Source organism: Streptomyces sp. GESEQ-4 (assembly GCF_017948455.1).
Lineage (GTDB): Bacteria > Actinomycetota > Actinomycetes > Streptomycetales > Streptomycetaceae > Streptomyces.
The window spans coordinates 153,845-168,524 of record NZ_JAFFSU010000005.1 but is presented as its reverse complement, the minus strand read 5'-3'; the positions used below and the strand labels follow the sequence as shown (position 1 = coordinate 168,524).

The following is a 14,680-nucleotide window of genomic DNA, read 5'->3' as shown; positions in this document are numbered from 1 at the left end:
GTGATGAACCGCCACCTGCGCCACGCCGTCGTCGTCACCGCCGCGCTCGCCGCCGGGCTCGCGATGACCGCATGTCAGAACGGTTCCGACAGCAACGGTTCCTCGAGCACCGGCAGCTCCCAGCACAAGTCCTCGGCCAAGAAGTCCGACACCTCCGACATCTCCAAGGACTCGACGCCGGCGGGCGCCTCCGCGCAGAACGCCGCGGGCTCCTCCCAGCAGGGCGTGAGCGGCACCTTCAACGGCGGCACCGTCAGCTACCTCGCCCCGGGCAAGTACACCGTCAGTGTGGCCGGCAAGACCGACCAGGCGTTCTTCGTCGCCGACAACACCGCGGTCTACGGCGCCGGCGCGATCTGCGGGAGCGCGAGCTGCACGCTCGACCAGCTGGAGACGGCCACCAAGAAGGCGGCCGTCACCGCGGACGTGACACTCAAGGACGGCATCGCCACCGCCGTACGCGAGCGCCCCGGCGTCGAGAACGGCACCGGCGCGTCGGGTGTCAACGGCACCTGGTTCGGCAACGTCAGCTACCTCGCGCCGGGCAAGTTCACCGTCTCCGACATGAAGGGCGTCGAGCAGGCGTTCTTCGTCTCCGACAACACGCGGGTGTACGGCGCCGGCACCATCTGCGGCGACCCGCAGTCCGAGGAAACGCCGCAGTGCACCCTGACCCAGCTGGAGAGCGCCGCCAAGAACGGCGTCTCCGCCAAGGTCGAGATCAAGGACGGCGTCGCCACGACGGTCACGGAAGACCGCTGAACCGACGGCCCGGCTACGGCGTCACCGTGAAGTTCCGCAGAATCGCCGCCGCCAGATCCACATCGCCCTCGGCCTTGATCCGGTCGGCGACCGACTCCACCGACACGCGCCCGAAGGCCAGCCGGATGTAGGTCTCCCAGTCGAGGGTGAGGGTGGCGGCGGGGCCGAGGGCAGGGGCCGTTTCGAGAGTGCCGCGGCCCTGGATGTCGACGCGGATGGTGCGCAGGAACTCGATGGGGCCGTGGACGTCGAAGACGACCGCCGAGCTGCGAGGCGCGTTCGCCTTGTTCGCGACGATGTCGGGGAGGGCCTCGAGGAGGACGTCACGGGCCACGTGCGCGCCGGGCGAATCGAGGTTTCCGGGGTGTCCGAGGGCGACACGGAGATCCTGTTCGTGGGCCCAGACGTCGAACGCGTGATGGCGCATGGACTCTTCGAGCGTGATCTCGGTGCCGAGCGGGCCGCGCACCTTCGTCCCCGGGTCGCGGGACTCGTTCCGCAGCTGGCGGTTGCGCCGGATGGTGACCAGCTCCAGCTCGGAGGTCATCTCGGGCCCCGTGTGGTGGCGGCGTACGTCGACCTGCATCTCCATGTAGCGCTGGTGGTCGTTCGTCACATGGAAGAGGTCGCGCGGGAGCGTGTGGATGGGGCGCGGGTCGCCGAGCATCTCGCAGTCCAGGCCGATGACATGGGAGACGACGTCACGGACCGACCAGCCGGGGCACGGTGTCCGCCGGTTCCACTCGCCCTCCACAAGGGGCTGCACCAGCTCGGATATCGCTTCGATGGAGTGGGTCCAGGCGTCGGCGTAGGGCTGGAGAGTGGGATGCAGACTCACGGAACGGGACCCCTCGGCGGTCGGTACAGGCTTGGTTGTGGCGGCGTTGCCAGTGGGAGGCGGCTGCTGTCGGCGGGTGTCTTGGAACGCTAAGTTACGCTGCTGTGAGGCACCCCGGCAGTGCTTTCGTGTGACGATCGTAGGCCGTGTGTACGGCTCGAATGCCAGGACGGTGGTAGCGTGCGCGCCTCATTGCTCCAGATCGCGGTGAACGAGGGTGAATCGGTCGAATCGCGCCGACGGCGCGTCGCTTCTCTGGTACGGGAGCAGGCGGGCGCGGATCTCGTCGTACTGCCGGAACTGTGGACGACGGGGGCCTTCGCGTACGAGGAGTTCGGCACCGAGGCCGAGCCGCTCGAAGGGCCGACGTACGAGGTGATGGCGAAGGCCGCGAGCGACGCCGGCGTGTGGCTGCACGCGGGCTCCATTCCGGAACGGGACCCCGACGGGCCGCTCTACAACACGTCTCTCGTCTTCTCTCCCTCCGGTGACCTGGCCGCCGCCTACCGCAAGATCCACCGCTTCGGGTTCGACAAGGGCGAGGCGGTGCTGATGGGCGCGGGCCAGGAACTGGTGACGGTTCGCCTGCCGGAGACGACCATCGGCGTGGGCACCTGCTACGACCTCCGTTTCCCCGAACTCTTCCGCTCTCTCGTCGACGCCGGTGCCGAGACCTTCGTCGTCCCGGCGGGCTGGCCGGAGCGGCGCCGGGCGCACTGGACGCTGCTGGCTCAGGCGCGGGCGGTGGAGAACCAGGCGTTCGTGCTCGCCTGTGGAACGGCCGGGACCCACGCCGGGGTTCCGCAGGCCGGTCACTCGATCGTGGTCGATCCGTGGGGGGAGGTCCTCGCGGAGGCGGGTGCCGGGGAGGAGGTCCTCGCGGTGGAGTTCGATCCCGGGAAGGTCTCGGTGACGCGGGACCAGTTCCCGGCGCTCAAGGATCGCGTACTGGGGCTGGCGCCGCCGCGCAGGTGAGGCCGTAGACCTGCCGTCACTTCTCCAGCGGCTGCTCCGTCCAGATCACCTTCCCGCCCCCCGAATACCGCGTCCCCCACCGCTCCGCGACCTGCGCCACCAGGAACAGCCCCCGTCCGCCCTCGTCCGTCGTGGCCGCGCGGCGTAGATGTGGGGCCGTGCTGCTGGCGTCGGAGACCTCGCAGATCAGGGTGCGGTCGCGGATGAGGCGGACGTGGATGGGGGCGGTGGCGTGGCGGAGGGCGTTGGTGACGAGTTCGCTGAGGATCAGTTCGGTGGTGAAGGCCTCGTCCGACAGGCCCCAGGACTGGAGGGTCCGGGTGGCCGCCGCCCGGACGCGGCCGACCGCTGAGGGGTCGGGCGGTACGTCCCAGGACGCCGTGCGGTCGGCGGCGAGTCTGTGGGCGCGGGCGACGACCAGGGCGATGTCGTCGCGCTGCCGGTCGGGCCGCAGGGCGTCGAGGGTGGCGTCGCAGGTCTCCTCCGGGGTGCGGCCGGGGCCGGTGAGGGCGCGGCGGAGCAGTTCCAGGCCGTCGTCGATGTCGCGGCGCTGGTCCTCCACCAGGCCGTCGGTGTAGAGCACGAGGCCGCTGCCTTCCGGCAGTTGCACCGTCGTCACCTCGAAGGGGAGCCCGCCGCCCAGGCCCAGCGGAGGGCCGCCGGGGACGGTGACGAACTCCGCCTCGCCGTCCGGACGGACGAGCGCCGGTTCGAGATGGCCCGCGCGGGAGAGGGTGCAGACGCCGGACGCGGGGTCGTAGACGGCGTACAGGCAGGTCGCCCCGGTGACCGGCGCGTTCTCGTCCTCGCCGCCGCCCTCGTCCCCTTCCTCGTCCTGGTCGATGCGTGCCACCAACTCGTCCATGTGCCACAGGAGTTCGTCGGGCGGAAGATCCAGGGTCGAGAAGTTGTGGACGGCGGTCCGCAGCCTGCCCATCGTGGCCGCCGCATGCAGGCCGTGCCCCACCACGTCGCCCACGACCAGCGCCACCCGCGCGCCCGGCAGCGGGATGACGTCGAACCAGTCGCCGCCGACCCCGCCCTGCGCGGCCTGCGCGGGCAGATAGCGGTAGGCCACGTCCAGGGCGCTCTGGTCGGGCAGGGCCCGCGGCAGCAGGCTGCGCTGCAGGGTGACGGCCATGTCGTGCTCGCGGGTGTAGCGGCGGGCGTTGTCGATGCTGACGGCGGCGCGGGCGACGAGTTCCTCGGCGAGGGAGATGTCGTCCCGTTCGAAGGGTTCCTGCTGGTCGGCGCGCCAGAAGGTGGCCACGCCCATGATGACGCCGCGGGCGCGCAGCGGCACCGCGAGCATCGAGTGGATGCCGAACGCGACGATGTTCCGGGCCCGTTCGGGTTCCTGCACCTGCCAGCCGGAGAACGTGGTCAGGTCCTCCTCGAGCACCGGCTCACCGGCGAGGAACCCGGCCGCCTGCGGGGTGGTCGCCGCGAAGTGGATCAGCTTGCCGGGCGCGTAGAGCGGGCTGCCCTCCTTCACGCCCTGGAACGCGACGCGCCGCATGTCGGTGATGCCCGCCTTCGGCTCCCCGCCCCGCAGCACGGGGTCGGCCACGTCGACGGTGACGTAGTCGGCGAACCGGGGGACCGCGAAGTCGGACAGCTCCTGCGAGGTGCGGGTCACGTCGAGGCTGGTGCCGATCTCCAGTCCGGCGTCGTACAGCAGCCGCAGCCGTTGCTGCGCCACCTCCGCCCGGCCGGTGAGGGCCTGCAGCTCGGTGGTGTCGCGCAGGGTGGCGACGCTGCCGGGCGGCCCGCCGTCCCACGCGGTGGACCGCCGGCTGACCGCCAGCAGCCGGCCCCGCGACAGCTGCACCTCGTCGGTGGCGTCCCGGCCGGACGCCAGCAGCCGGGCCAGGTCGCGGTCGATGCCGAGGTCCTGGATGAGCCGGCCCTCCGCGTACGGGCCCAGTCCGAGCAGCCGCCGCGCCTCGTCGTTGGCCAGCGCCAGCCGCCCGTCTCCGTCCATGATCAGCACGCCTTCCCGTACGGAGTGCAGGACCGCGTCGTGATGCTCGTACATCCGGGTCATCTCGGTGGGCCCGAGCCCGCGCGTCTGGTGCCGCAGCCGCCTGCTGACCAGAGCGGTCCCGCCGGTGGCGACGGCGAGGGCGACCCCGGCCGAGGCGAACAGCACGGGCAGCTGGTGATCGACCACCCCGCCCACGCTGGCCAGCGTCACACCGGCGGCGACCAGGCCGATGACCTTGCCGTCGGCGTCCTCCACGGGGACGACGGCACGCACGGAGGGGCCCAGCGTGCCGGTGAAGGTCTCCCGTACGACCCCGCCCGCCGCGGCCGGGGCGATGTGGCCGATGTAGTGCTTGCCGATCTGGGCGGGGTTGGGGTGGGTGTAGCGGATCCCTTCCGGGGTCATCACCACGATGAAGTCCACGTCGGACGCCTTGCGTGCCGCCTCCGCGCGCGGCTGGAGCACCGCGGACGGGTCCGGCGCCTCCAGGGCCGCCACGACGCCCGGCGCGTTCGCGAACGTCTCGGCCACGGCGAGGGAACGGTTGCGGGCCTCGCGCTCGCTGTCGCCGCGCACCTGCAGCACCACGGCGATCACGGCGGCGACCACGAGCAGCACGACGATCGCCGCCTGCAGGACGAAGACCTGCCGGGCGACGGTGCGGATGCTCAGCGCCCGGCGCATGCGACCGAGAAATTCGGTCATGGGTCTTTTGTCTCACACGTGCGGCGATGCGGATACCGATGCGCGCTCCGGGGTGCCGAGGTTGGCTGTCGGGCGGCTGCGGGGCCGTCGTGGCTGGTCGCGCAGTTCCCCGCGCCCCTATGGGGCGCTATCAGTCCCCATCCCTTTCCTTCTCCGCCAGATGGATCACGCACACCGTCACCGCGATCAGCAGTGCCGGGTCCGCGTCGCCGCGTACGACGTCTACGCCGTAGGTGTCGCGGATGTGCAGCCATCGGCGGGAGATCACGGCGAGGAGTTCACCGGCGTACTCGACGGCGAATTCACGGTCGAGGATCTTGCCGCTGACGTCGAGTGCGGTGCCGTCGACGAGGGACACCCGGTAGTGGTTGCGCAGGAGGGACATCCGCTTGCGCTTGATGCGGGCCAGGGGGTCGCCGTTGCGCTCGATCACCATCGTGTCCCGCAGGGCGAGCATCTTCTGGTGGATGTCGATGAGGACGCGCCCCTGGGTGTCCTTCAGCTCGAAGGTGTCCCGCAGCCGCATCGCCTTGCCGTCGACGAGGTACACCTTGTTGCCGCTGTCGTCCTCGATCCAGTAGTCGTCACCGAAGCCGAGGAGCCTGTCGCGTACGAGGAATCTCATGGCATCAGGACTTCCACGCCACCGGCCCCGAAACGCCGCCGGTAGGCCGACGGGCTGAGCCCGGTCTCGCGCCGCAGCCGCGCCCGCAGATTGGCGGCGGTGCCCAGACCGCTGCGCGCGGCGACCACGTCGAGCCGTTCCTCCCCGCGCTCGATCATCCGGCACGCCAGCGCGACGCGCTCCCCGGTCAGCCAGGCCAGCGGGGTCGTCCCCAGCTGGGCCCGGAAGCGGCGGTGCAGGGTGGCCGGGCTGACCGCCGCCCGCGCCGCGAGGTCCGCCACCGTCAGCGGCTCGCTCAGCCGGGCCTGCGCCCATGCCAGCAGGGGGCCCAGCGATTCGTCGGGCACGTCCGGCAGCGGCCGTTCCACGAACTGCTTCTGCCCGCCGTCCCGGTGCGCGGCGAACACCAGCCGCCGGGACACGGCATTGGCGACGTCGGCGCCATGGTCCCGCCGTACGACATGCAGGCACAGGTCGAGCGCGGCGGCGCTGCCCGCGGCGGTGAGGACGTCGCCCTCGTCGACGAAGAGCACGTCCGGTTCCAGCAGAACCTTCGGATGCAGTTCCCGGAAGGTGTCGGCCCAGCGCCAGTGCGTGGTGGCCCGGCGTCCGTCGAGCAGTCCGGCCTCGGCGAGCGCGAAGCTTCCGGTGCACAGGCTCATGATCCTCGCCCCGCGCGCGTGGGTGCGGCGGATGGCGTCGAGGACGGCGGCGCCGCGCGGTACGACGTTGTCGGGGCGGCCGGGGACGACGAGGGTGTCGGCCGCGTCGACGACCTCGAGGCCGGGCACGCCGGTGAGGGTGAAGAAGCCGTGGTTCATCCGGACTTCAGGGGTGGGCGTGCACAAGGTGACGTCGTACAGAGCGCCAGGGAGCCCCAGCTCGGGCCGCGGCAGCCCGAACAACTCGGTGGCGACGCCGACTTCGAAGGGGTTGGTGCCTTCGTCGACGATCACGGCGACGCTATGTGTACGCGGCTGAGAGGATCCTTGCGGCATGTGCGATTCCTAGCACTCGCACGCGCTCCCGGCCACCCGCACGATGGGCGCATGGAACCCATCTCGCTGGAAAAGGCGCTCTCCTCCTTCGCTGAAACGTGGAGCCCCCGCATCGTGACGGCCGTCAACGACTACGACGTCCGCGTCGCCAAGGTCGACGGCGACCACGTCTGGCACGTCCACGACCACACCGACGAGTTCTTCCTGGTCCTGGACGGCGAGCTGCAGATCTCGCTGCGGGAGGCGCAGGGCGAACGCACGGTCGTCCTGCCGAAGGGCTCCGTCTTCACGGTCCCTCGCGGCACGGAACACAAGCCGTACGCCCCTGCCCCCGCCGCCATCCTGCTCTTCGAACCCACCGGCACCCTCACCGTGGGCGACCGCCACGACGAGGTGCCGGACCATGTGGACGCCACGACGGGGCATGCCCTGACCTGACGTCAGCGGCCGTATCCGTCGTGGTAGTGGTGCCGTTCCTCTTCGATGACCGGCGTCGAGGGTGGCACCACGACCCGCCGGCGCCGTGCGACGCTGCTGAACGTCACCACTCCGATCAGTCCGACGATCATCAGGATGACGCCGACCAGGTCGAGGTTGACCCCCTCCATGTGCCAGTCGGTCGCGAAGCTGAGGATGGCTCCCGCGGCGATGAGGATGATGCATCCGCCGAGGCCCATGAGCTGTTCGCCTCCCTGTCCGGTCCGGTCGTTCCGGTCTTCCGGTCGGGGGCGAGTACCCGGCGGTGCGTCAGTTACCCCTCCAGGAAGGCCACCATCGCGTTCGCCAGCAGATGCGGATCGTCCACCCCGCACAACTCCCGCGCACTGTGCATCGACAGGATCGCCACGCCGATGTCGACGGTCTTGATGCCGTGCCGGGCCGCGGTGATGGGGCCGATGGTCGTGCCGCAGGGCATGGAGTTGTTGGAGACGAAGGACTGGAAGGGGACGTTCGCCTTCTCGCAGGCCGCGGCCCACACCGCGCGGCCCGAACCGTCCGTCGCATAGCGGTTGTTGACGTTCACCTTCAGGATCGGCCCGCCGTTGACGCGCGGGTGGTGCGTCGGGTCGTGCCGCTCCGCGTAGTTGGGGTGGACGGCGTGGCCGGTGTCGGAGGAGAGACAGACGGTGCCCGCGAAGGCGCGCGCCTTGTCCTCGTACGATCCACCGCGCGCGAACACCGAACGCTCCAGCACGCTGCCGAGCAGCGGCCCGTCCGCGCCCGTGTCGCTCTGCGAGCCGTTCTCCTCGTGGTCGAAGGCGGCCAGCACCGGGATGTACGGCAGCCCCGCGCCGCCGGTCGCCACCGCGGCCAGTGCCGCCGTGGCCGCGTGCACGGAGAGCAGGTTGTCCATGCGGGGGCCCGCGAGCAGTTCCTTGTCGCGGCCCAGGTAGGCGGGCGGTTCCACGGAGTGGACCATCAGGTCCCAGCCGGTGACCTCGCCCGCGGCCAGATCGCTCTCCGACTCCAGGAACGCGATCAGGTCGCCGTCCCGCACGGTGTCGCTCAGGCCCCAGACCGGCTGGAGATGGCGCTGCTTGTCGAGTTTGAGGCCCTCGGAGGAGACCGAGCGGTCCAGGTGGATGGCGAGTTGGGGGACGCGCAGGAGCGGGCGGTCGACGTTCACCAGGCGCGTCGAGCCGTCCCTGAGCGTCAGCCGGCCCGCAAGCCCCAGGTCGCGGTCCAGCCAGGAGTTCATCAGCGGGCCGCCGTAGATCTCGACCGCCACCTGCCGCCAGCCGTGCGCCCCGGCGTCCGGCAGCGGCTTGACCCGCAGGTTCGGCGAGTCGGTGTGCGCGCCGACGATCCGGTACGGCGTGTGCGCCGCGGCGCTCTCGGGGATGTACCAGGCGATGATCGCGCCACCGCGCAGCACGTACTTGCCGCCGCTCGACCCGTCCCAGGCGTCCGTCTCCGCGACCTGCTTGAAGCCGGCCTTCTCCAGCCGCTCGGCGGTGTTCGCCACGGCGTGGTACGGCGTCGGGCTCGCCGCCAGGAAGGTCATGAGGTCGTCGGTGTGGCCGCGGTCGAAGCGGTGGGGTTCGCTCATGGGTTCACCTTAACGACGTACGAGGGCTCCTTGACGACGTACGAGGGCCCGCTCCCCATGACCGGGAACGGGCCCTCGTAAAGGGAGCCGAAGGGCTAGAACGCGGCCTCGTCCAGCTCCATCAGGTCCAGGTCGACGCCCTCGGCGAGCTTGCGCGCGCCGGTGACGCCGGGCAGGACGGTGGCCGCGAAGAACTTCGCCGCCGCAATCTTGCCGGTGTAGAACGCCTTGTCCTTGGCGGACGCGTTCGGCAGCTTCTCGGCGGCGATCGCGGCGCCCTTGAGGAGCAGGTAGCCGACGACGACGTCACCGGAGGCCATCAGCAGGCGGGTGGTGTTCAGGCCCACCTTGTAGATGTTCTTGACGTCCTTCTCGGTGGCGGCGAGGTCGGTCAGCATGAGACCGACGATGGCCTCCAGCTCGACGGCGGCCTTGGCCAGGTGCTCGCGGGCGCCCGCCAGCTCCTCGCCGCCGGTGCCGACGGCCAGGAACTTCTTGATGTCCTCGGCGAGGGAGTTCAGCGCGGCACCCTGGTTGCGGACGATCTTCCGGAAGAAGAAGTCCTGGCCCTGGATCGCGGTCGTGCCCTCGTACAGGGTGTCGATCTTGGCGTCGCGGATGTACTGCTCGATCGGGTACTCCTGCAGGAAGCCGGAGCCGCCGAAGGTCTGCAGCGACTGGGCGAGCTGCTCGTAGCCCTTCTCGGAGCCGTAGCCCTTGACGATCGGCAGGAGCAGGTCGTTCAGCGCGTGCTCGGTCTTGGCGTCCTCACCGGCGGCCTCCTTGACGGCGATCGCGTCCTGGATCGAGGCCGTGTAGAGGACAAGGGCGCGCATGCCCTCCGCGTACGCCTTCTGCGTCATCAGCGAGCGGCGTACGTCGGGGTGGTGGGTGATGGTGACCTTGGGCGCGGTCTTGTCCATGAAGTTCGCCAGGTCCGGGCCCTGGACGCGCTCCTTGGCGTACTCGAGGGCGTTGAGGTAGCCCGTCGACAGCGTGGAGATCGCCTTCGTGCCGACCATCATCCGCGCGAACTCGATGATCCGGAACATCTGACGGATGCCGTCGTGCTTGTCGCCGATCAGCCAGCCCTTGGCGGGGTGCTGGTCGCCGAAGGTCATCTCGCAGGTGTTGGAGGCCTTCAGGCCCATCTTGTGCTCGACGTTCGTCGCGTACACGCCGTTGCGCTCGCCCAGCTCGCCGGTCTCGAAGTCGAAGAGGTACTTCGGGACGAGGAAGAGGGACAGGCCCTTGGTGCCGGGGCCGGCACCCTCGGGACGCGCCAGCACGTAATGAAGGATGTTCTCCTCCATGTCGTGCTCACCGGAGGTGATGAAGCGCTTCACGCCCTCGATGTGCCAGGAGCCGTCCTCCTGCTGGATCGCCTTGGTACGCCCGGCGCCGACGTCCGAACCCGCGTCGGGCTCGGTCAGCACCATGGTGGAGCCCCAGGTCCGCTCGACCGCGATCTGAGCGATCTTCTTCTGGACCTCGTTGCCCTCGTCGAAGAGGATCCCGGCGAAGGCCGGACCGGAGGAGTACATCCACACGGCCGGGTTGGCGCCCAGGATCAGCTCCGCGTACGACCAGATCAGCGACGGGGGAGCAGTGGTGCCACCGATCTCCTCGGGCAGGCCGAGCCGCCAGTACTCGGCGTCCATGAACGCCTTGTAGCTCTTCTTGAAGGACGCGGGGACCGGCGCGGTGTGGGTCTCGGGGTCGTAGACCGGCGGGTTGCGGTCGGCGTCCGCGAAGGACTCCGCCAGGTCGTTCTCCGCGAGGCGGGTCATCTCGTCGAGGATGGACTTCGCCGTCTCGGCGTCCATCTCCTCGAACGGGCCCGTGCCGTACAGCTTGTCGCGCCCGAGTACTTCGAAGAGGTTGAACTCGATGTCGCGCAGATTCGACTTGTAGTGCCCCATGGCGACTGGCTCCGTTGAGAGATCGGCGAGGCACTGGATCCTCGCGCCCGTTCACATACCAACACGTGGCTACGATGATGCTACCCGCCGGTAATAAGACGCAACCCCGATCCGGTCATCTGTGACAGGTCACACCGGAACCGTCAGAGTCGCCGTGTACCCCTTCGCCACGCTGCCCTCGACCGCCGCCAGCTGCTGGTCGTAGCCGTCGCTGAAGATGTTGTCCGACTCCAGGGAGAGCCGGCTGAGCTCCTGCACACTCTGGCTGTAACCGTCCGTCGCGTACACCGTGTCGCAGACGTCCTTCGGGAACGCGAGCTGCGAGGTGTTCGTGATGGAGGTGGCGGCCGTGGCGTCCTCCAGGCTGCCGTAGACCTCGAAGTGGATGTGCGGCCAGCGGCCGGTGTAGCAGGCCGGGAAGATGCTCGTGAACGTGACCTGCCCCTTGTCGTCGGTCTCCTGGACACCGCGCAGATAGTTCTCCTCGGTGACGCCCTCGGAGTACAGGGAGTACCTGCCCTCCCGGTCGCAGTGCCAGATGTAGACGGCGGCGCCCTCCTTCGGCGTCCCGCAGCCGGAGGCCGCGTCCACCACCGTGAGCGTGATCGTCAGGGGCACGCCCTCGGCGGTGCCGCCCGCCGAGTCGCCGAAACTCTTGGTGATGTCGCCGCGGACGACACCGCTCTCCTTGAGGACGTTCACGCCGTTGGAGCCGTCGCCGGGGAAGGGACCGGCCGTCTCGTCCGGGATGGTCGCGCACTCGGACGCCTCGCCGGTGGAGCCGGTGGACCCGGAAGCAGCGGACGAGGAGGAGGACGAGGGGGACGACGAGGAGGCCGCGGAGGTGTCGTCCTCGGCGGAACACCCCACCAGCGGTATCAGGCTCGCCCCCGCCATCAGCCGGATCATGCGGCGGCGGGCGAGGACGGGAAGGTCGTAGGAGAGCCCTCTGTCGTGCTCGTGGACCTCGTCGTCGTGGTGTCGGTGCATGGCTGTCCCCTCGCTGGCGTCGTGCCGTTTCCAGTGCTCCCCACGGCACTACCGACGCTAGGAGCGCAGGCTGTCGGAAACCAATGCGGTGGCTGTCAAGTCGCTGTCGGTTTGCCAGGGCACCCGTACCGGCCCCGCGCCCCGCCGCTCTCGGTACGCTTGCGCTCATGTATGGATACGGCCAGCCCATGGATGGGGGAGCTGCCCAGCAGGGCTACGTCCCGCCGCAGCAGCCCATGCCCGGCGGGTACGGCCAGCAGCCGCCGCTGTACCCCGAGCCGTCCCCGCCGTCGCTCGCGGACGCGGTGCGTGCCTTCACCACCGGGCAGCTGTCCGCGGAGGACTTCCAGCAGGTCTTCGCGACGTCGAAGGTCTACTGCCCGCGCGGTGACAACCCCGGCTTCCTCGCCCTGCACAACACCCAGCAGCCGGTGATCCCGATGTTCACCTCGCTGAAGGAGCTGCGCCGGTACGCGGGCAAGGAGTCCAAGTACTTCGTGATCACCGGCGCCGAGGTGATCGACCTGCTGCCGACCGGCTACGGCTTCGTCCTGGACATGGAGGGCGAGCACCGGATGGTGTTCGACGCGAAGGCGGTCGAGCAGATGGTGGAGTTCGCGATGCGGCGGATGTACGGCTAGACAGTGCCCGTCGGGGGAAACCCCGCGTCGCAAAATCTCCACTCGATTGTCACAGCCATGCCATAGAGTGATCCCCGGCAGCCGCGCCCCGCACGTCACCGCTTCCGGCGGTTCGCGTCCGGGTGCCGCGCGGCGCTCTCAGCTCCCGGCGACCCCGGGATTCCTTGTGGGGGTTTCATTCCTGTGCGCATGCGCAGCACCTCGGCCGCGACGGCGTTCGCGGTCCTCTTCAGTTCGGTGGCACTGAGCGTCGCCGCGGCGGGTACCGCCTCGGCCGCGTCGGCCGTCCTCACCCAGCCCGTCGGCCTGGTCGCGGACGGCGCGCTGCAGCGCGTCTTCGTCGCGGACCAGGACAACGGACGGATCCTGGCCACCGACTACAGCGGCACCCTGGTCGACGTGAACGTCGGCTTCGGCCGCCCCAGCGATCTCGCGCTCTCGGACGACGGTCTCACCCTGTACGCGGCCCTGCCGACAACGCACGAGATCGTGGCCATCGACGCGGCCACCCTGGAGGTCAGGACCCGCTACGACCTCGGTGCCGGCGTCGACCCGCGTGAGACCGCCTTCGCGGGCGGGCGGCTGTGGTTCTCGTACCGGACGACGGACGAGAGCGGCTTCCATGGCAATCTGGGCGTCATCGACCCCGCTGCCGACCCGGCCGCCGCGGTGGCCCTCGGACAGCTCCCGGAGGGTGTCGCCCCGTACTACAACGCGGCCGTCCTCGACGCGGACCCGTCCTCGCCCGGTCTGCTCTCCTTCTACGACAGCGGCGACCGCTCGGGCGCGATCAACCTCCTCGACGTCTCCGGCACCACCCCGCAGGTGATCGCCAAGACGGACAGCGACCGCTGGACCCTGGACATCGACCTCGTGCCCGGCACCTCTCAGGTGTTGTGGAACGGCTCCCGGAAGCTGAACTACGCCGACGGCACCTTCACGGAGGTCGCGGGCCTCACCGAGACCGGCTGGCACGGCGACGTCTCGCCGGGCGGCCTGATCGCCCAGGCCTACGACCGCCACGTGAACATCTACAAGGCGGGTTCCGCCACGCCGGTGCGCCGCTTCGACGCCGGGACCTCCAGCATGGGCGAGGTGGCCTGGGCGCCCGACTCCTCCCGGGTGTTCGCCCTGGCCGGCAACTCGGACAACACCTACACCCTGAAGGCGTTCACGGGCCCATCGCTCAGCGTGCCGACCCTCACGGTCAACGCGCCCGCGTCCGCGACCCGCGCCAAGCAGCTCACAGTCACCGGCAAGCTCACGGCGAACGTGCCGTTCACGGTGGGCACGAAGCTCGCCGTCACCCGCACCGACCTGGAGAGCCCGAACGGCAAGTCGCTGCCGACCGTCACGGTCAAGGCGGACGGCACGTACTCCTTCACGACCTCGCCCCCGGTCGGCGGCAAGGTCACGTACAAGGTCTCCTACGCGGGCGACGCCACGCACACCGCGGTCAGCGCCTCCGACAAGGTCGACGTCTCCCGCGCCTCGACCGCGCTGAGGCTGAACAACAACGGCAAGCTGTACAACTACGGCACGGACGTCAAGTTCACCGCGCACCTCGGTACGACGTACAAGAACCGCTCCGTCCAGATCTACGCGGACCCCTTCGGCGGCGACAAGCCGAAGAAGCTGATCAAGTCCGGCAAGGTCAACTCCGCCGGCGACCTCAGCGCGTGGGTGGACATGACCCGCGACACGGCCGTGACCGCGGTCTTCTCGGGCGACGCCCGCTACAAGCCGAAGACGGTCAAGGTCACGGCGTACGCCAGGGTCAAGGTCTCCACCGCCGTCTCCAAGCACTACAAGACGGCGAAGATCGGCTCGACGTCGTACTCCTGGTTCCACAAGAACACCGACCCGCTGCTCACCACGACGATGAGCTACTACCCGGGCCGTCAGCAGCGCTTCGACATCGAGGTCTACTACCAGGGCTCGTGGTACCCGGGGGACTCGCAGTACTTCCCGGTCGGTACGAACGGGAAGTCGGCCGTCACGCTCGAGGCACCCGGTGAGTCGGGCATCCGGGCGCGGATGCGGTCGGTGTACGTCAACGGCTCGTCCGGCGACACGGTGAACTCGACGACGTACGGGGCCTGGAAGTACCTGTACTTCAGCAACTGACGCGGGCTGCGGCCCGTACGGCGAAGCCCGGGGGAATGTCCTCCGGGCTTTTGTCGTTCC

13 protein-coding genes are annotated in these 14,680 nt (G+C 69.8%); 5 read left to right on the top strand and 8 right to left on the bottom strand.

Features of this window, described 5'->3' with window-relative positions; genetic code table 11:
• The first annotated feature begins 3 nt into the window (after positions 1-3).
• Positions 4-762 (top strand): hypothetical protein, encoded by a 759-nt coding sequence (locus KCH48_RS12830; protein ID WP_210573282.1) that lies wholly within the window; start codon positions 4-6, stop codon positions 760-762.
• A gap of 13 nt (positions 763-775) precedes the next feature.
• Here KCH48_RS12830 and KCH48_RS12825 read toward each other — a convergent pair whose 3' ends face one another.
• Positions 776-1,600: a maleylpyruvate isomerase family mycothiol-dependent enzyme gene (locus KCH48_RS12825; RefSeq protein WP_210573280.1), complete on the bottom strand. Its 825-nt coding sequence runs from the start codon at positions 1,598-1,600 to the stop codon at positions 776-778.
• Positions 1,601-1,780: 180 nt separating this feature from the next.
• On the opposite strand from KCH48_RS12825, the gene KCH48_RS12820 reads away from it, so the two are divergent.
• Entirely contained in the window at positions 1,781-2,575 is a 795-nt protein-coding gene (locus KCH48_RS12820; protein WP_210573278.1) for a carbon-nitrogen family hydrolase, read from the top strand.
• Between the two features lie 16 nt (positions 2,576-2,591).
• Here the strand turns inward: KCH48_RS12820 and KCH48_RS12815 are convergent, their stop codons facing one another.
• The 3 genes from KCH48_RS12815 to KCH48_RS12805 all read right to left on the bottom strand — a co-directional run bounded on the left by KCH48_RS12815 (position 2,592) and on the right by KCH48_RS12805 (position 6,890).
• On the bottom strand, positions 2,592-5,267 hold the full coding sequence (locus KCH48_RS12815) for a SpoIIE family protein phosphatase/ATP-binding protein (RefSeq protein WP_210573277.1): 2,676 nt from the start codon (positions 5,265-5,267) through the stop codon (positions 2,592-2,594).
• Between the two features lie 130 nt (positions 5,268-5,397).
• Positions 5,398-5,892, bottom strand: a complete 495-nt coding sequence (locus tag KCH48_RS12810; RefSeq protein WP_210573275.1) for an LURP-one-related/scramblase family protein — start codon at positions 5,890-5,892, stop codon at positions 5,398-5,400.
• Positions 5,889-6,890, bottom strand: coding sequence for a helix-turn-helix domain-containing protein (locus KCH48_RS12805; protein WP_210573273.1), 1,002 nt, complete (start codon positions 6,888-6,890; stop codon positions 5,889-5,891). The genes KCH48_RS12810 and KCH48_RS12805 overlap by 4 nt, the downstream gene beginning before the upstream one ends.
• Positions 6,891-6,941: 51 nt before the next feature.
• Here KCH48_RS12805 and KCH48_RS12800 point away from each other — a divergent pair, with 51 nt between their 5' ends.
• Positions 6,942-7,328, top strand: a complete 387-nt coding sequence (locus KCH48_RS12800) for a cupin domain-containing protein (RefSeq protein WP_210573271.1) — start codon at positions 6,942-6,944, stop codon at positions 7,326-7,328.
• A 2-nt stretch (positions 7,329-7,330) separates the two neighbouring features.
• Here KCH48_RS12800 and KCH48_RS12795 read toward each other — a convergent pair whose 3' ends face one another.
• From KCH48_RS12795 to KCH48_RS12780, 4 genes are all read right to left on the bottom strand, one after another.
• Entirely contained in the window at positions 7,331-7,567 is a 237-nt protein-coding gene (locus KCH48_RS12795; RefSeq protein ID WP_210573269.1) for a DUF6458 family protein, read from the bottom strand.
• Between the two features lie 74 nt (positions 7,568-7,641).
• Positions 7,642-8,940 (bottom strand): M18 family aminopeptidase, encoded by a 1,299-nt coding sequence (locus KCH48_RS12790; protein ID WP_210573267.1) that lies wholly within the window; start codon positions 8,938-8,940, stop codon positions 7,642-7,644.
• 95 nt (positions 8,941-9,035) lie between these two features.
• Complete coding sequence (locus KCH48_RS12785; RefSeq protein WP_210573265.1) at positions 9,036-10,862, bottom strand: acyl-CoA dehydrogenase; 1,827 nt, start codon at positions 10,860-10,862, stop codon at positions 9,036-9,038.
• A 129-nt stretch (positions 10,863-10,991) separates the two neighbouring features.
• Positions 10,992-11,852, bottom strand: a complete 861-nt coding sequence (locus KCH48_RS12780; protein WP_210573264.1) for an intradiol ring-cleavage dioxygenase — start codon at positions 11,850-11,852, stop codon at positions 10,992-10,994.
• A 167-nt stretch (positions 11,853-12,019) separates the two neighbouring features.
• On the opposite strand from KCH48_RS12780, the gene KCH48_RS12775 reads away from it, so the two are divergent.
• Entirely contained in the window at positions 12,020-12,493 is a 474-nt protein-coding gene (locus KCH48_RS12775) for an SseB family protein (protein ID WP_210573262.1), read from the top strand.
• Positions 12,494-12,682: 189 nt separating this feature from the next.
• Positions 12,683-14,620 carry an Ig-like domain repeat protein gene (locus KCH48_RS12770; RefSeq protein WP_210573260.1) on the top strand — a complete coding sequence of 646 codons (1,938 nt, stop codon included), beginning with the start codon at positions 12,683-12,685 and terminating at the stop codon, positions 14,618-14,620.
• Positions 14,621-14,680 lie beyond the last annotated feature (60 nt).